22 protein-coding genes are annotated in these 18,813 nt (G+C 71.3%); 13 read left to right on the forward strand and 9 right to left on the reverse strand.

The window, feature by feature from the left end; all coding sequences use genetic code 11:
• The first annotated feature begins 38 nt into the window (after positions 1-38).
• Positions 39-1,538: an LVIVD repeat-containing protein gene (locus ACFYZE_RS08930; protein WP_388990318.1), complete on the forward strand. Its 1,500-nt coding sequence runs from the start codon at positions 39-41 to the stop codon at positions 1,536-1,538.
• Here the strand turns inward: ACFYZE_RS08930 and ACFYZE_RS08935 are convergent.
• Positions 1,526-2,209, reverse strand: a complete 684-nt coding sequence (locus ACFYZE_RS08935) for a TetR/AcrR family transcriptional regulator (RefSeq protein WP_388990320.1) — start codon at positions 2,207-2,209, stop codon at positions 1,526-1,528. The two genes, ACFYZE_RS08930 and ACFYZE_RS08935, sit on opposite strands and share 13 nt — an antisense overlap.
• 210 nt (positions 2,210-2,419) lie before the next feature.
• Between ACFYZE_RS08935 and ACFYZE_RS08940 the strand changes: the two genes are divergently transcribed.
• A complete protein-coding gene (locus ACFYZE_RS08940; protein WP_388990322.1) occupies positions 2,420-2,665 on the forward strand; it encodes a DUF2630 family protein in 246 nt (81 codons plus the stop codon).
• Positions 2,666-2,686: 21 nt separating this feature from the next.
• Here the strand turns inward: ACFYZE_RS08940 and ACFYZE_RS08945 are convergent, their stop codons facing one another.
• The 4 genes from ACFYZE_RS08945 to ACFYZE_RS08960 all read right to left on the reverse strand — a co-directional run bounded on the left by ACFYZE_RS08945 (position 2,687) and on the right by ACFYZE_RS08960 (position 5,794).
• Positions 2,687-3,385: an HAD family hydrolase gene (locus ACFYZE_RS08945; RefSeq protein ID WP_388990324.1), complete on the reverse strand. Its 699-nt coding sequence runs from the start codon at positions 3,383-3,385 to the stop codon at positions 2,687-2,689.
• Between the two features lie 32 nt (positions 3,386-3,417).
• Positions 3,418-4,122, reverse strand: coding sequence for a phosphatase PAP2 family protein (locus ACFYZE_RS08950; RefSeq protein WP_388990325.1), 705 nt, complete (start codon positions 4,120-4,122; stop codon positions 3,418-3,420).
• 64 nt (positions 4,123-4,186) lie between these two features.
• Positions 4,187-5,122 (reverse strand): M56 family metallopeptidase, encoded by a 936-nt coding sequence (locus tag ACFYZE_RS08955; protein WP_388990327.1) that lies wholly within the window; start codon positions 5,120-5,122, stop codon positions 4,187-4,189.
• 126 nt (positions 5,123-5,248) lie between these two features.
• Complete coding sequence (locus tag ACFYZE_RS08960; protein ID WP_388990328.1) at positions 5,249-5,794, reverse strand: DUF5134 domain-containing protein; 546 nt, start codon at positions 5,792-5,794, stop codon at positions 5,249-5,251.
• A 173-nt stretch (positions 5,795-5,967) separates the two neighbouring features.
• Here ACFYZE_RS08960 and ACFYZE_RS08965 point away from each other — a divergent pair, with 173 nt between their 5' ends.
• A complete protein-coding gene (locus tag ACFYZE_RS08965; RefSeq protein WP_388990330.1) occupies positions 5,968-7,614 on the forward strand; it encodes an FUSC family protein in 1,647 nt (548 codons plus the stop codon).
• Positions 7,611-8,177: a MarR family winged helix-turn-helix transcriptional regulator gene (locus ACFYZE_RS08970; RefSeq protein WP_388990332.1), complete on the forward strand. Its 567-nt coding sequence runs from the start codon at positions 7,611-7,613 to the stop codon at positions 8,175-8,177. The genes ACFYZE_RS08965 and ACFYZE_RS08970 overlap by 4 nt, the downstream gene beginning before the upstream one ends.
• Before the next feature lie 241 nt (positions 8,178-8,418).
• Here the strand turns inward: ACFYZE_RS08970 and ACFYZE_RS08975 are convergent, their stop codons facing one another.
• Complete coding sequence (locus ACFYZE_RS08975) at positions 8,419-8,811, reverse strand: VOC family protein (RefSeq protein WP_388990334.1); 393 nt, start codon at positions 8,809-8,811, stop codon at positions 8,419-8,421.
• Positions 8,812-8,885: 74 nt separating this feature from the next.
• On the opposite strand from ACFYZE_RS08975, the gene ACFYZE_RS08980 reads away from it, so the two are divergent.
• Entirely contained in the window at positions 8,886-9,443 is a 558-nt protein-coding gene (locus ACFYZE_RS08980; protein WP_388990336.1) for a GNAT family N-acetyltransferase, read from the forward strand.
• Positions 9,444-9,458: 15 nt separating this feature from the next.
• On the opposite strand, the gene ACFYZE_RS08985 is transcribed toward ACFYZE_RS08980, so the two are convergent.
• A complete protein-coding gene (locus ACFYZE_RS08985) occupies positions 9,459-10,142 on the reverse strand; it encodes a glycerophosphodiester phosphodiesterase (RefSeq protein WP_388990338.1) in 684 nt (227 codons plus the stop codon).
• A 422-nt stretch (positions 10,143-10,564) separates the two neighbouring features.
• Between ACFYZE_RS08985 and ACFYZE_RS08990 the strand changes: the two genes are divergently transcribed.
• The 5 genes from ACFYZE_RS08990 to ACFYZE_RS09010 all read left to right on the forward strand — a co-directional run bounded on the left by ACFYZE_RS08990 (position 10,565) and on the right by ACFYZE_RS09010 (position 15,213).
• On the forward strand, positions 10,565-11,962 hold the full coding sequence (locus tag ACFYZE_RS08990; protein ID WP_388990340.1) for a DUF6421 family protein: 1,398 nt from the start codon (positions 10,565-10,567) through the stop codon (positions 11,960-11,962).
• Between the two features lie 41 nt (positions 11,963-12,003).
• On the forward strand, positions 12,004-12,756 hold the full coding sequence (locus ACFYZE_RS08995) for an SDR family NAD(P)-dependent oxidoreductase (RefSeq protein WP_388990593.1): 753 nt from the start codon (positions 12,004-12,006) through the stop codon (positions 12,754-12,756).
• Positions 12,753-13,823 carry a threonine aldolase family protein gene (locus tag ACFYZE_RS09000; protein ID WP_388990342.1) on the forward strand — a complete coding sequence of 357 codons (1,071 nt, stop codon included), beginning with the start codon at positions 12,753-12,755 and terminating at the stop codon, positions 13,821-13,823. Before ACFYZE_RS08995 ends, ACFYZE_RS09000 begins: the two co-directional genes overlap by 4 nt.
• 98 nt (positions 13,824-13,921) lie before the next feature.
• Positions 13,922-14,512, forward strand: coding sequence for a transglutaminase domain-containing protein (locus ACFYZE_RS09005; protein ID WP_388990344.1), 591 nt, complete (start codon positions 13,922-13,924; stop codon positions 14,510-14,512).
• 8 nt (positions 14,513-14,520) lie between these two features.
• A complete protein-coding gene (locus tag ACFYZE_RS09010; protein ID WP_388990346.1) occupies positions 14,521-15,213 on the forward strand; it encodes a B3/4 domain-containing protein in 693 nt (230 codons plus the stop codon).
• A gap of 6 nt (positions 15,214-15,219) precedes the next feature.
• Here the strand turns inward: ACFYZE_RS09010 and ACFYZE_RS09015 are convergent, their stop codons facing one another.
• Both ACFYZE_RS09015 and ACFYZE_RS09020 read right to left on the reverse strand, forming a co-directional pair.
• Positions 15,220-15,948, reverse strand: a complete 729-nt coding sequence (locus tag ACFYZE_RS09015) for a lysophospholipid acyltransferase family protein (protein WP_388990348.1) — start codon at positions 15,946-15,948, stop codon at positions 15,220-15,222.
• Positions 15,949-16,131: 183 nt separating this feature from the next.
• Positions 16,132-16,548, reverse strand: coding sequence for a DUF4395 domain-containing protein (locus ACFYZE_RS09020; RefSeq protein ID WP_388990350.1), 417 nt, complete (start codon positions 16,546-16,548; stop codon positions 16,132-16,134).
• Positions 16,549-16,623: 75 nt separating this feature from the next.
• Here ACFYZE_RS09020 and ACFYZE_RS09025 point away from each other — a divergent pair, with 75 nt between their 5' ends.
• The 3 genes from ACFYZE_RS09025 (at position 16,624) to ACFYZE_RS09035 (ending at position 18,765) form a co-directional block, all read left to right on the forward strand.
• On the forward strand, positions 16,624-17,037 hold the full coding sequence (locus ACFYZE_RS09025) for a thioredoxin family protein (RefSeq protein WP_388990352.1): 414 nt from the start codon (positions 16,624-16,626) through the stop codon (positions 17,035-17,037).
• A 207-nt stretch (positions 17,038-17,244) separates the two neighbouring features.
• Positions 17,245-17,754 carry a flavin reductase family protein gene (locus ACFYZE_RS09030; protein WP_388990354.1) on the forward strand — a complete coding sequence of 170 codons (510 nt, stop codon included), beginning with the start codon at positions 17,245-17,247 and terminating at the stop codon, positions 17,752-17,754.
• A gap of 225 nt (positions 17,755-17,979) precedes the next feature.
• Positions 17,980-18,765: an electron transfer flavoprotein subunit beta/FixA family protein gene (locus tag ACFYZE_RS09035; RefSeq protein ID WP_388990356.1), complete on the forward strand. Its 786-nt coding sequence runs from the start codon at positions 17,980-17,982 to the stop codon at positions 18,763-18,765.
• Positions 18,766-18,813: the final 48 nt, after the last annotated feature.

Here is an 18,813-nt window from a genome sequence, read left to right on the forward strand (position 1 = left end):
GATCCGTTCAAGCCCGAACGGCCACCAGGGAGGACACAGTGACCCTGTCCCACGACCACCGAACGCGGCGCAGACGCCTGGGAGTCGGCGCCGTCGCGGCCGGACTCCTGGCCGCACTGCTCACGGCCCAACCCGCGGCCGCCACCCCCGATCCCGGAGACGTTCCCGCCTCCCGCGAGGTGTCCAGGAGCACCGAGACCCAGGCGAGGAAGGCGATCGCGGACGGCGGGATACCCGGCCAGGACGAGATCGTCCACTCCGCCAACCTCCAGCACCTCGCCAACATCCCCAAGGACGCACTGCCCGGCTTCAACTCGGACCTGGCGTTCCAGGGCAGGTACGCCTTCGCCGGCAACTACGACGGCTTCCGCATCTTCGACATCGCCGACCCCAAGGCCCCGAAGACGGTCGCCCAGGTCCTGTGCCCCGGCTCGCAGAACGACGTCTCCGTCTCCGGCAATCTGCTCTTCCTGTCCACCGACTCCTCGCGCAGCGACAGCAGTTGCAACAGCACCACGCAGCCCGCGACCGAGAAGTCGTCCTGGGAGGGCATGAAGGTCTTCGACATCAGCGACAAGAAGAACCCCAGGTACGTCGCCGCCGTCGAGACCGCCTGCGGCTCGCACACGCACTCGCTGGTGCCGAAGCGCGACAACGTCTACATCTACGTCTCCTCGTACTCGCCGAGCAGCACGTTCCCCGACTGCCAGCCGCCGCACGACGGCATCTCGGTCATCAAGGTGCCGCGCAAGGCGCCCGAGAAGGCCGCGGTGGTGAGCTTCCCGGTGCTCTTCCCCGGTGAAGGACCGGACGGCGGCGGCAACCCCGGCGCACCCACCAACCCGGGCGTCTCCAAGACCACCGGCTGCCACGACATCACCGTGCTGCCCTCCAAGGACCTCGCGGCGGGCGCCTGCATGGGCGACGGCATCCTGATGTCCATCAAGGACCCGGAGCATCCCAAGGTCATCGACCGGGTCCAGGACAACGTGAACTTCGCGTTCTGGCACTCGGCCACCTTCAACCAGAAGGCGGACAAGGTCGTCTTCACCGACGAGCTGGGCGGAGGCGGCGGGGCCACCTGCAACGCGCAGATCGGTCCGAACCGCGGCGCCGACGGCATCTATGACATCGTCGGCAAGGGCGAGAGCCGCAAGCTCGTATTCCGCGGCTACTACAAGATCCCGCGCCACCAGGCGGACACCGAGAACTGCGTCGCCCACAACGGGTCGCTGATCCCGGTCAAGAGCCGCGACCTCATGGTCCAGGCCTGGTACCAGGGCGGTGTCTCCGTCTGGGACTTCACCGACTCCGCGCACCCCGAGGAGATCGCCTACTTCGAGCGTGGACCGCTCACCACGGACACCCTCACCGTCGGCGGCTCCTGGTCGGCGTACTACTACAACGGGTACATCTACTCGAACGACATCGCCAAGGGGTTCGACGTCCTGAAGCTGACCGACCGCCGAACGGACCCCGCGCAACGGGTGCGGCTCGGTGAGCTGAACGTCCAGACGCAGCCGGACTACTTCGGCTGACCGCCGCTCTCCGGCGGGCGGTCCTCCGTCGCGAAGAACCGCGACAGATCCGCGTCGTACGCCTCGTCGGTCCCCTCGGGGGCCGGCGGGGCACCCATCTCCCAGGCGAGGCCGTACCGCTTGAACAACTCCGCCCGCAGGACGGCGAGCGGCATCGGAACGCCCGGCACCAGTGCCGCGTAGACCGCGCCCATCAGCAGGGCCCGCAGCATCGGGTAGTCGGCGTCGGGGTCCGTCGAGCCGTGCCGTGCGACCGTGTCCCGCAGCAGCTCCGCCAGCCGCTTCTGCTCGGGGCACTGCACGAACCCCTCGGCCTGCAGGATCCCCGCCATGTGCTGCCGCATCAGCACGGGGTGGTGCACGGTCAGGCCCAGGATCGCGTCGATGGCCCGCGCCATCCGCTCCCGGCCGTCCTCCGTGCGCGGCTCGCGCTCCAGCGCCTCCTCCAGGGTGCGGTGCATCAGCCGGTGCACGGCCGACTGGAGGAGCTGCCGCTTGCCGGGGAAGTAGTACGACACCAGGCCCCGCGCGGAGCCGGCGCGGTCCGCGATGTCGCCGAGCGTGGTCGCGTCGTAGCCGCGCTCGCTGACCAGTTCGACAGCCGCGTGCAGAAGCCGTTCGCGGGAACGCCGCCGCAATTCTTCATTGACCGAGGCGCTGCGCGGCGACATCCTGGACTCCTGCGTTGACTGGCTGCCAGCCAACTATACTCAGTGCGTCCCGGGACCGGCCTCGCAGGCCGGCTCCGGGCGGCGCCTGCCCCGGGCCACACGGGGGATGGTCCAGGGCAGGCGCGGACCTCTTTCTCTCCGGCCACCGCTGTCGCACGGCGGGTCGACCCTCCCTAGAGTGGTCAGCAGTCACCGAGGAGGCGTGCAGACATGGATCAGGACCAGATCCTGGGCAGGATTTCGGCCATGGTTGAGGAGGAGCGAGCCCTGCGCGAGGCGCTGTCGTCCGGCCGCATCGACAGTGCGACGGAACAGGAGCGCCTCGGCGAGGTGGAGCGCGCCCTGGACCAGTGCTGGGACCTGCTGCGCCAGCGCCGCGCGAAGGCCGAGTTCGGCGAGAACCCGGACGAGGCCCAGGTCCGCCCGGCGTCGCAGGTGGAGGGCTACGAGAGCTGAGAGCCTGGGCGCGCACCCGGCTCAGCCGATCAGGTCCAGCACCGGGCGGAGCCCGTCCGGGCGCTCCGTCACCGTGCGGTGCTCCACGAAGTGCACCGCGCAGCCCAGGTCCGCCGCGCCGCCGTCGGCGCGGCGGTCGTCGCCGACCATCAGTGTGTCCTGAGGAGCGACGCCGAGCGCGTCGCAGGCGAGCCCGAACAGCCGGGTGTCCGGCTTCTGGATGCCGTGTTCGTACGACAGCACGTACGCGTCCACATACCGGTCGGCGCCGTGCTCGCGGAAGACCGGCCGCAGGTCCCAGCCGATGTTGCTGACCAAGCCGACGGCCACCCCGCGCTCGCGCAGCGCGGCCAGCACCTCGACCGTGTCCGGGTAGGGCCGCCAGGCGGCGGGCGTCATGTGACGGTCGTACAGCGCGTCGTGCAGCCGCGCGTCCGGCAGTTCCACCCGGCGGGAGAGCCCGGTGTAAGCGGCCCGGTGAGCCTCGGCGCTGCGGTCCCGTACCGCCCACAGCGCGGCCAGGTCGTCCGGGAGCGGCCCCGTGGGCGAGGCACCGCCCGCCAGCGCGCCCGCGGCCTCCAGCCGGCCCGCCAGCCGCAGCAACTCGCTCTCGGGCAGCGTCACGTCGGCCTCCGCGAGCACCGCGCGCAGCCACGACACGGTCGACTCGACGCGGAAGAGGGTCCCGGAGAAGTCGAAGAGCACGCCTTTGATCGCCATGGGGGCGATCCTTCGTGACCCGCACCCCACGGTCAAGGACGCCGTTCGCGCCGGACCGGCTCTTCCTCCCCTCGGCACCACCGCTCGTACGACGCCGCCGCGAGCGCGACCAGCAGGGCCCCCAGCAGCCAGCCGCCCAGCACGTCCGACGGCCAGTGCACGCCCAGCCAGATGCGCGTCAGCCCGACGCCCACGACCGAGACCACGGCCACCGTGAGTGCCGTACCCCACAACAGGCGCCCGGCGCCGTGGCGGTGCAGGAGCCACAGCAGCAGTCCGCACACCACGGTCGCCGTCATGGCGTGACCGGAGGGGAAGGCCGCGTAGTGGGCGGAGTCGACGGGATTCGGCCACACAGGGCGGGGTCGGCCGACAGCCGCCTTGAGCGCGTTCTGCGCCAGCGCCGCGAGCGCGCACGTGGCCGCCACCCACAGCGCGAGCCGCGCTCTGCGCCGCCACAGCAGCCCGACGACGGCGGCCGCGCACAGGACGCGCATGGTCTGGGGGTCCCACACCCAGTCGGTGAGGATCCGGGACGCGTGCGTGATTCCGCGGTGTTCGACCGCCCAGCGGTGTGTGGTGGTCGCGATGTCGCCGTCGAGCGTCATGAGCGGACGCCAGGAGACGGCGACGAGCACCAGGAGCAGCACTGACGGGGCGGCGAGGGCGGCGGCGGTGAGCGCCGCGGTCCGCGGAGCCGGAGGACGGGACGGTGAGTCGACGGGCGCGGGGTGCATACCGTGATCCTCGCCGACACGTGCGGCCACCGGTCAAGCCAGGGCCGCCGGGCGCCTCCCGTGGCTACCCGAGTGCGCGCAGTCCCGGTACGAACGCCACCAGCAGCGGAATCACCGGAACCAGCGCCGCGGTCGCCGTCAGCCGCAGCCGCCGCGCCGCCGGAAGCCGGTCCGGGGGAGTGAGGAGGCGGTGCACACGCTGCGGAACATGGGCCTGCGGGGTGGGGCAGGGCCCGAACACGCCACGGTCCTCATTGAGTTCAACCAGTGCGAGCGCGGTGGTGAGGCGGCCGTGGCGGCGCGAGGCCATGTCGTCGGCGGCGAGTTCGACCAGCCGGTGCATCTCGTCGCGGAACGCGGCGAAGACGGGCACCTGGGGAAATCCGTTGGCCAGTGCGGCCGAGGAGTGCAGCAGCCAGTCGTGCCTGGCCCGCGCGTGGCCCTGCTCATGGGCGAGCACCGCGTCCAGTTGACTGCCCTTGAGTCGGCGCAACGCGGCCGTCGTGATGACCAGTTGGGGTGCCGGCCCGGGCAGCCACCAGGCGTCCGGGCGCTCCCCCTCCAGCACCACAAGTCGGTCGCCGCGCGGCTCCTCGCCGGGCAGCAGCGGGGCCCGCACCAGCAGTGCGGCGCGGCTGCGCCGGCGGCGCACCCGTGCCCGCGAGACCTCCCGGACCAGCATCGCCGCGCTCCACGCGCCACCGCACGCCAGCGCCACCGCGGTCGTGGCGGCCCAGGGGCTCCCGGTGCTCAGCGCGTACGCGGCCACGACCGAGTGCGGGGCGGGGGCGAACACATGGCCCCGAACGGCCGCCCACGCGGCGGCCGCGCTCAGCGTCATCGACAGCACGCAGCACACCAGGACCGCCGCCACCACGCACTGCCACACCCACAGGGCGACCACCGGCTCGCGGTCCGGCCAGTCCGCCCGGGCGAGCAGCCGCGGAGCGAGGACGGCGGTCAGGGCGCCGAGCAGCAGCAGTGCCGCGGGGACCATCATGGGCCGAAGCCTATGAGCCGGGCAGGGGCACGGCCTACGTACTGTCGTGGCAAAGTGACGCACGCCACGGTTGCGCCGGCGCCTTGTCCCACCGCCGACCTGACGCAGGCTGGGCCAGCGCCCGGGTCACAGCGCGAGGAGCATCGCCAGCATCGCGATCGCCATGGACAGGCGGCAGGCACGCGCGAGTTCGGGCCGGTCGCCCCAGCCCGTGCCCGGCGCACCCCCGGCCGCGGCCACCGCCACCGCGGGCACCAGCCGTGCTCCGGACCACAGCACATAGACCGTGAAGTAGAGCAGCAGTGCGCCGGTCAGCAGAGATACGCCGCCGTGCGCGTGGTGTCCGGATGAGGCGGCCATCGCCGCCGCCATGTAGACCATGGCGCAGGCGCCGACCAGATGGTGCAGATGGTGGGCGCCGCCCCGGGCCTCCCACAGGGCCCGTACGGCGGCCCCGCCGAAGACCACGGCGTACGCGATCCACACGGCGCGTGGCGGCACGGCGACCGCCGCGGGCACGGCCATCACCGCCATGCCGAACCCCATCAGCGCCTCGCCTCCTGCGGCTCGGCGCTGTTCCTCGACGGCGCTGCGCATCCGCAGCAGACAGTAGGCCCCGGTCGCCGCGCACAGCGCGACGAGCAGCCAGCCGGGCGAAGCCGGTCCGTGCACCGCGCACCTCCCCCGCTGGACGGTCTGGGACGGTCACGGGGGGCATGCCCGTGACGCAGGGTGCGTACGCAAGCGCACAGGGGTATGAGGGGGAGCGCGGGGATCGCGCGGCAGGCCGGAGTGCGGTCGCCACCCAATCATTTACGAGTAAAACATCTGCTAAGCTTATGTCCATGAGCAGTGTCACCCCGCGAACCTCCCGAGTGCGCCCTCTGCCGCTCTCCGGCCATCTGCGCCTCGGCCGACCCTCCGAGATCTGGTTCAAGCCCGCGCTGAGCGTGGTCGCCGCGATCGCCCCGCCGAACCTGACGCTGCTCGCCCTCGGCCGCCTCGACCTGGCCGTCTACACGATGGCGGGTTCCTTGTGCGCCCTCTACGCGCACAACCGCCCGTACGCGGCCCGCGCCCTGACCCTCGTCCGGGTCGTCCTCGGCATGCTCGGCGGTCTCGCCGTCGCGCTGGTCGCCGCGTCCCTCACCACGAACGCCGTGGTCCTGGTGACCGTGGGCGCCCTGCTGGCGGCGGTGCAGAAGGCGCTCTGCGACGCGACCCGCATCGGGCCGCCCGGCAACGTGATCTTCACCTTCGTCGGCTCGGCGTCGCTGTTCGCCCCGCAGACCCTCGGTCAGGTCCCCGCCCACCTGGGTCTTGCCGCCGCGGCGGGTGCCTGGTCCTGGGTCGTCGGCATGGCCCCCGGCCTGCTGCGGCCGCACGGGCCCGAGCGCCGCGCCACCGCCCACGCCCTGAGCGCAGCCGCCGTGTTCGCCGAGACCGGGGCGCCCACCGCCCGGGCCGGTGCCGCTGCCGCCGTGCACACCGCCTGGCAGTCGCTGCTGTCCACCGGCTCCGCACCTCGGCGCGCGCTGGCACGGCTCGTCGTCCGTGCCGAGGTGGCGCTCGCGGCGCCCGGCGACACCGACCCCGAGCGGCTGCGCTCCTGGGCGCGCGACCTGCGCGGCACCGGGCCCGTCCCGCTCCCGGACGACCTCGGCGCGACCGCCGACGAACTCCTCGGCATGGAAGCCGAACTCGCGAGCCCGCCGCGCGCCCTGCACCGCAGGCTCGGCCCGCTCGCCCCCATCGCCCTGCGCACCGCCCTCGGCTGCGCCCTCGCCGGATACGTCTCCCTCGCGCTGGGCGTCGGCCGCCCGTACTGGGCGCTGGTCACCGCGGCCTCGCTCTACCAGGCCAATGTCACCCTCACCTGGCGCCGAGGTGTCCAGCGCGTCATCGGCAACCTCCTCGGCGTCCTCCTCTTCGCGGCCATCGCCCCGCTCGCGCACCTGAACCAGCTTGCCCTCGTGCTCTGCGGCCTGGTCTTCAACTTCGGCGCCGAGGCGCTCATCAGCCGCAACTACTGGCTCGGCAGCGTCTGTGTGACGCCGATGGCCCTGCTCATCACCGAGTTCGCCCGCCACCAGGAGGCCGCAGCGCTGATGGCCGACCGGGTCCTGGACACCCTCATCGGAGCGCTGGTCGGCTTCGTCGCCGCGATCGTCGTCACCAATCGGCGGGCCGGCGACCGCCTCGACCACGCCCTCGCCGCCGTCGACCGTGCCCGCGAGCGCGCGGCCCGGCTCCTGGCCGCCGGGCACGCCGAGCCGGGTGCCCTGGAAAGCGCACGCCGCGCCCTCGCCGCGGCCCTCGTGGAACTGCGCGCCACGGCCGACGCCGCGGCCGGCGAGTGGTGGCAGCGCGCCCTGCCCGAGGAGCGGGTGCTGCGCACCGAACAGGCCGGACACCGTACGCTCGCGGCGACGGTACGACGGCAGGGGCTGCCCGCCTCGGAAGGCGCACGGACGGAAGGCGCACGGACATGACGGCAGTGAACGGACCGACGACGCGGGCGCAGGGCGGTGCGGCCGGGCCGAGTCCCGTCGCGAGCGACATCGTCGCCGCCGTCGTGCGCCAGTGGCGGGCCGTCCGTCCCGACATCGACACCGGGCCCATGGAGATCATCGGGCGGGTCAACCGTTGCGCCGCCCTGCTGCAGCAGGCCGAGGACGCACCGCTGCGCCGCGCCGGGCTCACCCGGCCGGAGTTCGACGTCCTCGGCACGCTGCGCCGCACGGGGCACGAGCTGACGCCCGGCGAGCTGGCCCGGGAGACCTTCTCCTCCGGCGCAGCGGTCACCAAACGGATCAAGCAGCTCGCCGAGCGCGGCCTCGTCGAGCGGCGCGGGGACTCCCGTGACCGCCGCGTGGCGCATGTGCATCTGACGGAGGAGGGCCGCGAGCTGGTCGACGCCGTCCTGCCCGAGCAACTCTCCTACGAGACCGCCGCCCTGTCCGGGCTCGGCACCGACGACCGGCGTCACCTCGCGCAATTGCTGGGCGAGTTGCTCGTCCAGCTGGAAGGCCGGCTCGGCGCACCGCGCGGCTGACAGCGCACACCCGGGCCGTACGCCCGTCACGTCGGCTGGTCGACGGCGACACCCCCGACCCCTACGGTCGGCGCCCGGCGCACGCCCCGGTCATCGACCGGGTGACGGTCACGCCGCTGACGGCGGCCCCTTGACGGAGCTCGTCCGCCGAGGCGGAGCGGCACCCGGCTGGAAGACCGGGCCCAAGACATCTCCGTCACCGGGGCCCCCGGACCACGCCAAGGCCACCCGGCGGGAGGCATCAGGTCCCCGGGCGGTACCGCATGGGGTGGTCGGCCGGGACCTCGACGAGCACGATCTCGGTGCCGTCCGGGTCCTCGATCCACATCTCGATCAGACCCCACGGCTCCTTCACCGGCGGCCGCACGATCGCGACCCCCGCGTCGGCCAGCTCCGTGTGCGCCAAGGCCACGTCCGGTACCTGCAGCCACAGCTTCAGGGCCGGTGAGGGCGGGGTCTCGCTGCGGCCCGCCACCTCGAGGAAGCCGCCGCCGAGGAAGTACACGACCCCGCGATCCGGCCCCGTCCCGAACTCCCTGTAGACCGGGAGCCCGAGTTTCCCACCGTAGAAGGCCCGGGACCGCTCCGGATCGGCCGGGCGCAGAAGGGTGCGGCTGCTCAGTACGTGGACCATGCATGTGGAGCCTAGTGGGCGGGTTACCCTCATCGGTGCCCGCGCCGCGCCACGGAACACGGAGAAGCATCCCAATGGACAGCCCCGCCACCGCTGACACCGCCCCGACCGGTCTTGCCTTCCGCGACGCCACGGAGGCCGACGTGGACGCGCTGGTCGCGCTGGTCGAGTCGGCGTACCGCGGCGACTCCAGCCGGGTGGGCTGGACCACCGAGGCGGACATCCTGGAGGGCCGGCGGACCGACCCGGAGGGCGTGCTGGAGGTGATCAAGTCGCCCGACAGCCGGCTGTTGACCGTGGAGCGCGAGGGGGCGATCATCGCCTGCTGTCAGCTCGAGCACCGCGGCGACCACGCCTACTTCGGCATGTTCGCGGTCAGCCCCACGCTGCAGGGCGGCGGCCTGGGCAAGGCGGTCATCGCGGAGGCGGAGCGCACGGCCCGCGAGACGTGGGGCGTCAAGGAGATGCAGATGACCGTCATCTCCGTCCGGGACGACCTCATCGCCTGGTACGAGCGGCGCGGCTACCGCCGTACGGCACGGATGAGCCCCTTCCCGTACGGCGACGAACGCTTCGGCATCCCCCAGCGCGACGACCTCCAGTTCGAGCTGCTGGTCAAGCCGCTGGTGTGACCGTGTGCGTGAAGGTCACGCCGTGAAGCGGCCGGTGCGCTTGATCTCCGGGTAGTCGGTGGTCGCGCCGTCCAGCTCGAGCGCACGGGCGAGCCGCAGGTGCTCCGGGGTGTTGACGACCCAGCCGATGATCCTCAGGCCCGCCTGGCGCGCGTGCTCGACGACCTCCAGGGTCAGCCGGCGGATGTCGAGGCACACGGTCGCCGCGCCGGCCTGCACGGCACGCTCCACGACGTCGGTGCCGTAGCGGCCGGCGATCAGCGCCGTGCGGACGCCCGGCACGAGCCGGGCGATCTCCCTGACCGCCTCGTCGTCGAACGAGGACACCTCCACCCGGCCGACCAGGTCCCGGCGGTGCATCACCTCCGCCAGCGCCTGTGCCGCCGCCACGTCCCTGATCTCCGCCTGGACCGGTGTCCTGACCGCGTCCAGGACCTCCTCGAGGACGGGGACGCGCTCACCGCGGCCCGCGTCGAGCGCGCGCAACTCGGCGAGGGTCTTCTCCACGATCGGCCCCGTACCGTCGGTCGTACGGTCCACCTGGTCATCGTGCATGACCACGAGTGCATCGTCCTTGCTCAGACGCAGATCCAGCTGGATCAGATCGAGGCCCGCGCGTTCGGCGGCGACGAAGGACCGGAGGGTGTTCTCGGGTTCGACACCCATCACTCCGCGGTGACCGATGGTGAGGAAGTTCAAGGTTCGGCTCGCTTCCGTCGACGGCGGCTCGGGCAGCCGCGCGGCGCTCCCCGACCGGCGCGGCTCGGCCGCAGCCTAATGGCCCGGCCGCGCCCCGAACCCGCTCGTACCGGGGCCCTGGGCGTGGGGAACGGCGCGAAACCGGACTGGGCGGCCGGTCCGGTGTCACTCCGTGGTGGGCGCGTCTCGCCCGTGTTGACCGTCCCGTGCCCCCACGTCCGATGGCCGGAAGCCGCCTCTCTGTCCTGCGGATGGGGACCGAACAAGCGTTCAGCTGAAGTCGTCGTCTGTTACGTGCAGCACAGGAAAATGAACGGTGAAGGGATGGCTGGGCAGGATAATTTGTCGAGTGCCCCCTTGCTGGGAGAAACCCCGTATGCATACGGTGTGCTTACGCGAGGTTCTCCCGTGAAGGATGGGTCATGACGGAAATTCTTGTGCAGGTGGGTTCGGAGGAGCGGGTTCCTCCGCAGGACAGGGTGGTGGACCATCCGGCTTGGCCCGTGCTCAAGGATGTCGTGGAGCAGATCCGGCCATGGCAGGCCAAGGACGGTTCGATCGACTTCGACGCCGAGGGCGCACCGGAGCGCGCGGAGGCGGAGGCCGCCGTGCGCCGTGCGGCGCAGGCCGTGGAGGAGCTCTCCCCGCTGCTGCCGCACGACGCCGCCTACCACGAGGCGCTCGTGAAGGACCTGCACCGGTGGGCCGACGAGGGCTTCCGAGTGCCCGACTTCCTGGACTCGCTGCTGGCCTTCCAGCCTGCCGCCAGGCGCGAGGACGGCCTCCAGCACCTGGTCGTCTTCCCGATGTACACGCAGAACGGCAACCCGGACCGCAACCTCGAAGCCGTCGTGCTGCGCATGGTCTGGCCCGACTGGCTGGCCGAGCTTGAGCGCACGCGCTACGACAACCCGCTGTTCTGCGGGATCAAGTTCGAGGACTTCACGGCGGGCTACGACACCAACTCCGCCGTCCTGTTCCCGGAGACCATCGCCGTGCGCGAGGCGCCGGAGCGGTTCTCCTGGGGCGGTATCTTCTGCGACCGCGAGGCCGCCCGCTTCCGTCGCGTGACCGCGGCCGCCGTCGACATCCTGGGCCTCGAGCTGCCGGAGGACATCGCCGCGATGGTCCACGACCAGAAGCGCTGCGAAGAGGCCTTCGTGCTCTGGGACATGGTCCACGACCGCACCCACAGCCACGGCGACCTGCCGTTCGACCCGTTCATGATCAAGCAGCGCCAGCCGTTCTGGATGTACGGCCTCGAGGAGCTGCGCTGTGACCTCACCGCCTTCAAGGAGGCCGTGAAGCTCCAGGCCGACGGTGTGCCGCAGGCCCGGGACGTGCAGTACGCGGTGCTGTTCGACCGTATGTTCCGCTTCCCGGTCACCGGCGAGCGCGTGCGCAACTACGACGGCCTCGGTGGGCAGCTGCTCTTCGCCTACCTGCACAAGCACGACGTCGTCCGCTGGACCGACAACAGGCTGTCCATCGACTGGGAGCGCGCCCCGCAGGTCACCAACCAGCTGTGCGCCGAGATCGAGAAGCTGTACAAGGACGGCATCGACCGCCCCAAGCTCGTGCACTGGCTCGCCGGATACGAGCTGGTCTCCACCTACCTCGCCCCGCACCCGGGCTCCAAGTGGGCCAAGGGCCCCGAAGCCCTCGATCTGTCGCAGCCGCCGCGTAAGCTCGTGGACGACGTGCTTCCGGACGAGTTTCCGCTGAGCATGTTCTATGAGGCGTTGCAGAAGAAGCTGAAGAACGTGATCGCCTCGACCAAGGGCATCACGGCTCAGGCGGCCGAGCGGATCGCCGCGTGAGCGCCCTTGGAACCGGTACGGCCGCGCGGCAGGAGGCGAAGATGCGGAACGGGAACGGGCCACTGACCGGTGCGGTGATCGCAGTGGCCGGCGCGGGCGGACCGGCCGGCCGGGCGGCGCTGCTCCGGCTCGCCGAGGCGGGGGCCACCGTCGTCGGCTCGGACAACGACCCGGAGCGGCTCGCGGAAGCCGTGGACGCGGCCCGCTACGCGTACGGCGGCGCCACCGTCACCGGGGACACGGTGGACCTGCTCGACCTGCAGTCCACCCGCGACTGGGCTGCCCACGTCGAGAAGGACTTCGGCCGGGTCGACGGTGTGGTGCACCTCGTCGGCGGCTGGCGCGGCAGCGAGACCTTCAGCAGGACCAAGCTCGACGACTGGGATCTGCTCGAACTGCTGCTCATCCGTACGGTGCAGCACACCTCGCTCGCCTTCTTCGACGCTTTGCAGCGCAGCGACCGCGGCCGGTACGTCCTGATCAGCGCCGCAGGCGCGAGCAAGCCCACCGCGGGCAACGCCTCCTACGCCGCCGCGAAGGCCGCCGCCGAGGCCTGGACGCTCGCCATGGCCGACGCCTTCAACAAAGCGAAGGGTGAGGGCGAGCTGACGTCGGCGGCTGCCATCCTGGTGGTGAAGGCACTGGTGCACGACGCGATGCGCGCCGAACGCCCCAACGCGAAGTTCGCGGGCTTCACCGACGTCAAGGACCTGGCCGAGGCCATCGTCGGCGTCTGGGAGAAGTCCGCCACCGAAGTGAACGGAACCCGTCTGTGGCTGACCGAGAAGCCGTGAACCCTCCCAAGACCGACGCGCGCCGTCATCACGACCCGGAGGTCCGCGGTTTCGCCAGCGACAACTACGCCGGGGCCCACCCGGAGGTGCTCGCCGCCCTGGCCCTGGCCAACGGCGGGCACCAGGTCGCGTACGGCGAGGACGCGTACACCGAGAACCTCCAGCGGATCATCCGCAGCCACTTCGGTGCCACGGCCGAGGCTTTCCCGGTCTTCAACGGCACCGGCGCCAACGTCGTCGCGCTCCAGGCGGTCACCGATCGCTGGGGCGCGGTGATCTGCGCGGAGTCCGCCCACATCAACGTCGACGAGTGCGGGGCGCCGGAGCGTGTGGGCGGCCTCAAGCTGCTCACCGTGCCGACCCCGGACGGCAAGCTCACACCCGAGCTGATCGACCGGCAGGCGTACGGCTGGGAGGACGAGCACCGTGCGATGCCGCAGGTGGTCTCGATCACCCAGAGCACCGAACTGGGCACCCTCTACACGCCCGACGAGATCCGCGCGATCTGCGAGCACGCCCACGCGCACGGTATGAAGGTGCACCTGGACGGCTCCCGCATAGCCAACGCGGCCGCCTCCCTGGACGTGCCGATGCGCACGTTCACCAACGCGGCCGGAGTGGACATCCTGTCCCTGGGCGGGACGAAGAACGGCGCGATGTTCGGCGAGGCCGTGGTCGTCATCAACCAGGACGCCGTCCGCCGCATGAAGCACCTGCGCAAGCTGTCCATGCAGCTCGCCTCCAAGATGCGCTTCGTGTCGGTGCAGTTGGAGGCCCTGCTCGCCAAGGACCTCTGGCTGCGCAACGCCCGCCACGCCAACGAGATGGCCCAGCGCCTCGCGGAGGGGGTGCGCGCGGTCCACGGAGTGGAGATCCTCCACCCGGTCCAGGCCAACGCCCTCTTCGCGCGGCTGCCGCACGATGTGAGCGAGCGCCTGCAGAAGCGCTTCCGCTTCTACTTCTGGAACGAGGCCGCGGGCGACGTCCGCTGGATGTGCTCCTTCGACACGACCGAGGACGACGTGGACCGGTTCGTGGCGGCCTTGAAGGAAGAGATGGCGCGCTAGCCGCCGTCGGCACCGGTCAGCACGTCAGACTGCATAGTTATGCGGCCACTCGAAAAGTCATTGACTCTCGGGTGGCCGCATTCCTATGCTCTGCGGGCATGGAGCTGATCCAGGAAACGCCCGACCTGTCTGCATACTTGGCTGCCGACGAGGTCATCGACCATGACCATCCCCTGGTGCGGGAAACCGCTGCGCGCCTTGCGAAAGAAGTGCAGGACTCGTATGCCTATGCGCAAGCGGCCTACGAATACGTCCGTGACGCCATTCCGCACTCCGCCGACAGCGGTGACCTGCGGGTCACCTGGCGGGCCTCCGACGTGCTGGAGCAGCGCACCGGTATCTGCTACGCGAAAGCCCACGCCCTGGCCGCGCTGCTGCGGGCCGAGGACATTCCGACGGCCCTGTGCTACCAGCGGCTGGCGCACGACGGCGGCGGTCACGCCGTGCACGGCCTGGTCGCCGTGCGGTTCAACGGCGCCTGGCACCGCCAGGACCCCCGTGGCAACAAACCGGGCGTCGACGCCCGGTTCTCCCTCGACGGCGAGCGCCTCGCCTGGACGCCCGACGCGCAGTCCAGTGAGGTGGACTACCTAGTCCTGTATGCTGTACCTCACCCGACGGTCGTGACGGCTCTCAGAGCCGCACCCGACCGGCCGGCCCTCTGGAAGACGCTCCCCACCGCACTCTGAGGCAGGCGATGACTCCCACCCTGACCGTGTCCGACGAGGTGCGTGCCCTCGCGCCCGGCTTCACGCATCTCGCGATCGAGGCCCATGGTCTCGTGAGCGGGCCCAGCACCGAGGCCACGTCCACCCTGCTCGACGACGCCGCCCGCCGGCTCGCCACCCGCCTGGACGGACGCGCCCCGCACGAGGACCCGCACATGGCGGCCTGGCGCGCGGTGTACACGGCCTTCGGCGCCAAGCCGTCCCGCACGCGCAACTCCGCCGAGGCGCTCGCCAAGCGGGCCCTGTCGGACGCCGGTCTGCCCAGGATCAACCTGCTCGTCGACCTCTACAACGCCATCAGCGTCGCGCATCTCATCCCGGTCGGCGGCGAGGACATCGACCGCATCCAGGGCGCCATGCACCTCGTACGGGCCAAGGGGGACGAGGAGTTCGTGACCGTCGCGGCGGGCGAGGAGACCTTGGAGCATCCGGACGCCGGCGAGGTGGTCTGGCGCGACGAGGCCGGCGTGACCTGCCGCCGCTGGAACTGGCGCCAGGGTCCGCGCACCCGGCTCACCGAGGAGTCCACCTCGGCGCTCTTCCTGCTGGAGAGCCTGGAGCCGATGCCGGTGGCCGACGTCGAGCAGGCCGGCGCCGAACTGGCGGAACTGCTCGAAAAGTTCAGCCCGGGAGCGCGGGTCACCCTGCACGCCCCTGCCTGACGGGCCTCAGTGCACCCCGGCGGCGCGCAGCGCCTCGGGGGTCGGCGCGGTGCCACCGAGATGGGCCGGCATCCACCAGGCGTCCTCCTGGCCCTTGGGCCGACCCGGGTAGGCGCGCTGCGCAGCCTCCAGCAACTCCTGGACCCGCTCGCGCAGCTGACGGGTCACGACGCCCGCGTATGTCTCACGGGGGGCCTCGATCGCCTCGCCGACCCGGATCGTGATCGGGGTGTGGCTGCGCTTGAAGTTGCGCGGGTGGCCCTTGGTCCACAGCCGCTGGGTGCCCCACAGGGCCATCGGGACCAGCGGGACGCCCGCCTCCTGGGCCAGGCGCACCGCACCGGACTTGAAGCTCTTCAGGGTGAACGACTGGGAGATGGTCGCCTCGGGAAAGACTCCCACCACCTCGCCCGACCTCAGTGAGTCCAGCGCGTGCGCGTACGCCGCCTCGCCCTGCTTGCGGTCCACCGGGATGTGCTTCATGGCGCGCATCAGCGGGCCGGAGATGCGGTGCCGGAAGACGGACTCCTTGGCCATGAAGCGCACCAGGCGCTTCTGCGGCAGCGCGGCCAGGCCGTTGAAGACGAAGTCCAGATAGCTGATGTGGTTGCTCACCAGCACCGCACCGCCGGAGCGGGGGATGTTCTCCGAACCCTCGCAGTCGATCTTCAGGTCCCACGCCTTGAACATCGTGCGGGCGAGACCGATGACGGGACGATAGACGAGCTCAGCCATGGATGGGGACGGACCCTTCTCTTTGCCTGGGAAGGGACTCCCAGCGGGAAGTTACGCAGCCGTAGGTTTAACGGCTTGCCGCAGATCGTGCCTGAAGAACGGACGCAGGGCCAGCCCTGGTGCCCGTGTACGGCGAGATCCTCGTCACGTCAGCCGTTCGCACCACCCGGGTCTGATGCCCGGTCAGTCCGCGCGGACCGCCACGCGCCGGATGAGCAGATACGCCTCGCACCCCAGGCAGTAGCCGAACGCGGCGTTGAGGAAGGCGGCGGCGAGCGCGGCCCCGGTGGCCGCCAGCCCCAGCCACAGCGGCCCCGCGGTGTAGCCGACCAGCCCCACGACGGCGAAGACGAGCCCGACCGCCTGGGCGAACTGCGGCGGCTGGGGCGCCTCGAACTCCGTCGGTGGCCCGAGCCGCGGGCGTACGACTCTCCGGAACAGCCATCCGTACGGTGAACGCGTCACGCCACCGGCCGCGCCCAGCGCGAAGGCCAGCAACTGCCAGGCCAGCAGCCAGGCGCTGCCGGTGACCAGGACCACGGCCAGCACAACGGTCGTCACGGCCGCCCCGAAGCGCGGGCCCCTCACATCAATGTCCATGAATCAAGCATTCCGCACGACAATCGGATCGGGGAGCCGGGAATCTTTGCGGTCTGGTGAACGCTGGAGCAGACGATGACGGGAATTGTGGTGTGCGTGGCCGTGCTCGCGCTGGCGAGCGCGTACGGAGTGCTGCACCGGCGACGGAGCGGGAGGGTGAGAGTGCGCGGGCGGGACGAGGGAAAGCGGCTCGGCGCGGCCGAGTTGGGCCAAGGGCTCGGCGAGCGGGCGACGCTCGTCCAGTTCTCCAGCGCCTTCTGCGCTCCCTGCCGGGCCACGAGGCGGGTCCTCGGCGAGGTGGCCGGCATGGTTCCGGGCGTGAACCACATCGAGATCGACGCCGAGGCGCACCTCGACCTCGTGCGCGAACTCGACATCCTCAAGACGCCCACCGTCCTGATCCTCGACGCCGGCGGACGGGTCGTGCGGCGAGCCACCGGCCAGCCCCGCAAGGCCGACGTCATCGCGGCGCTGGGGGAGGCGGTTTGACGGTTGTGTCCACGACGGTGACGTGCCTCCCGGATGCCGGGACGCACTTGACTGCGCGTACCACCTATCGTCAGCCTGACCGTATGCCCCCGGAACTCCTTCTCTTCGAGCGTGTCCACGTGGATCTGGCCCGCACCGCGAGTGCCTGCTGTCCGGCGTGCTGAGCACCCACGGACCCCAGGTCACCTCTCCCAGAAGGACCATCGCATGAGGGCCACGCCCGACCTCGTCACCCATCGGCTCGCCTCCCCGGACCTGCTCCGCTCCGTCTTCCGGCGGCACGCCGCCGGAGTCGCCGTGATCACCGCGCTGGGCGGCGGCAGGCCGGTCGGCTTCACCGCCACTTCCCTCACCTCCGTCTCCGCCGAGCCCCCGCTCGTCTCCTTCGGCATCGGCGTGGGCTCCTCCAGTTGGCCCGTCGTCTCGGAGGCCGAGCACGTCGGCGTGCACATACTCGGCGAGCACCAGGAGGACCTGGCCGGCACCTTCGCCACGAGCGGCGCCGACCGGTTCGGGCCACCGACCAGCTGGCGCGAGGGCCCCGAGGGGGTGCCCCTTCTGGACGACGTCCTCGCCTGGCTGGTCTGCCGCGTGGTGGCCCGGGTGCCCGCCGGGGACCATCGCATCGTCCTCGCCGAGGTCGTCCTCGGCGACCCCTCGGGTGCCGGACGCCCCCTCCTGTACCACCAGGGCCGGTTCAACGGCCTCCGCGACTGAGTCGCCCTCGGCGGACCCGGTGGCCGAGTCGCCCGCCCGGCCGGTTACACAGCGTTGTCAAGGTCACAGTTCAAAGCGCTTGCTTAGCGGGCATTCACTCGATGTACTGGTGAGTAATATTTCGTTCGGAGCGTGGGGTCGCCCCGACCGGGATCGGCCGCTTCAGGCGCCTATGCTGCCTGCAAGAAGGCAGCCCAGAAATGACGATGCAGTAGGAGAGCCGGCGTGAGCTTGAGGATCGTTGTCACTGTGAAGTACGTGCCCGACGCCACTGGCGACCGGCACTTCGCCGATGACCTGACCGTCGACCGGGACGACGTGGACGGTCTGCTCTCCGAGCTCGACGAGTACGCGGTCGAGCAGGCGCTGCAGATCGCGGAGAACGCGGACGACGCCGAGGTCACCGTCCTGACGGTGGGCCCGGAGGACGCCAAGGACGCGCTGCGCAAGGCGCTGTCGATGGGCGCCGACAAGGCGATCCACGTGGAGGACGACGACCTGCACGGCACGGACGCCATCGGCACCTCTCTGGTGCTGGCCAAGGCGATCGAGAAGGCCGGCTACGACCTGGTGATCTCCGGCATGGCCTCCACCGACGGCACCATGGGTGTCGTCCCCGCGCTGCTGGCCGAGCGTCTGGGCGTGCCGCAGGTGACCCTGCTGTCCGAGGTCTCGGTCGAGGACGGCACGGTCAAGGGCCGCCGGGACGGCGACGCCGCCTCCGAGCAGCTCCAGGCGTCTCTTCCGGCGGTGGTCTCGGTGACCGACCAGTCGGGCGAGGCCCGCTACCCGTCCTTCAAGGGCATCATGGCGGCCAAGAAGAAGCCGGTGGAGTCCTGGGACCTGTCCGACCTGGACATCGAGGCCGAGGAGGTCGGTCTCGAGGGTGCCTACACCACGGTCGAGGCCGCGGCCGAGCGCCCGGCGCGCAGCGCGGGCACGATCGTCAAGGACGAGGGCGAGGGCGGCAAGCAGCTCGCTGAGTTCCTCGCGAGCCAGAAGTTCATCTAAGGGATCGACTCCCTTACCGTCCCGCAGACTTCGCAATCCGCAAGGAGA

Origin of the sequence: Streptomyces sp. NPDC001796 (genome assembly GCF_042892355.1) — a bacterium.
Classification (GTDB): domain Bacteria; phylum Actinomycetota; class Actinomycetes; order Streptomycetales; family Streptomycetaceae; genus Streptomyces.

Coding starts and splice junctions, on each gene's coding strand:
- ACFYZE_RS08990 (WP_388990340.1), top strand. CDS start 10,565: ATGACGGAAATTCTTGTGCAGGTGGGTTCGGAGGAGCGGGTTCCTCCG.
- ACFYZE_RS08935 (WP_388990320.1), bottom strand. CDS start 2,209: ATGTCGCCGCGCAGCGCCTCGGTCAATGAAGAATTGCGGCGGCGTTCC.
- ACFYZE_RS09030 (WP_388990354.1), top strand. CDS start 17,245: ATGAGGGCCACGCCCGACCTCGTCACCCATCGGCTCGCCTCCCCGGAC.
- ACFYZE_RS08975 (WP_388990334.1), bottom strand. CDS start 8,811: ATGGTCCACGTACTGAGCAGCCGCACCCTTCTGCGCCCGGCCGATCCG.
- ACFYZE_RS09015 (WP_388990348.1), bottom strand. CDS start 15,948: ATGGCTGAGCTCGTCTATCGTCCCGTCATCGGTCTCGCCCGCACGATG.
- ACFYZE_RS08955 (WP_388990327.1), bottom strand. CDS start 5,122: ATGATGGTCCCCGCGGCACTGCTGCTGCTCGGCGCCCTGACCGCCGTC.
- ACFYZE_RS08980 (WP_388990336.1), top strand. CDS start 8,886: ATGGACAGCCCCGCCACCGCTGACACCGCCCCGACCGGTCTTGCCTTC.
- ACFYZE_RS09005 (WP_388990344.1), top strand. CDS start 13,922: ATGGAGCTGATCCAGGAAACGCCCGACCTGTCTGCATACTTGGCTGCC.
- ACFYZE_RS09010 (WP_388990346.1), top strand. CDS start 14,521: ATGACTCCCACCCTGACCGTGTCCGACGAGGTGCGTGCCCTCGCGCCC.
- ACFYZE_RS09025 (WP_388990352.1), top strand. CDS start 16,624: ATGACGGGAATTGTGGTGTGCGTGGCCGTGCTCGCGCTGGCGAGCGCG.
- ACFYZE_RS08945 (WP_388990324.1), bottom strand. CDS start 3,385: ATGGCGATCAAAGGCGTGCTCTTCGACTTCTCCGGGACCCTCTTCCGC.
- ACFYZE_RS08940 (WP_388990322.1), top strand. CDS start 2,420: ATGGATCAGGACCAGATCCTGGGCAGGATTTCGGCCATGGTTGAGGAG.
- ACFYZE_RS08995 (WP_388990593.1), top strand. CDS start 12,004: ATGCGGAACGGGAACGGGCCACTGACCGGTGCGGTGATCGCAGTGGCC.
- ACFYZE_RS08965 (WP_388990330.1), top strand. CDS start 5,968: ATGAGCAGTGTCACCCCGCGAACCTCCCGAGTGCGCCCTCTGCCGCTC.
- ACFYZE_RS09020 (WP_388990350.1), bottom strand. CDS start 16,548: ATGGACATTGATGTGAGGGGCCCGCGCTTCGGGGCGGCCGTGACGACC.
- ACFYZE_RS08970 (WP_388990332.1), top strand. CDS start 7,611: ATGACGGCAGTGAACGGACCGACGACGCGGGCGCAGGGCGGTGCGGCC.
- ACFYZE_RS08950 (WP_388990325.1), bottom strand. CDS start 4,122: ATGCACCCCGCGCCCGTCGACTCACCGTCCCGTCCTCCGGCTCCGCGG.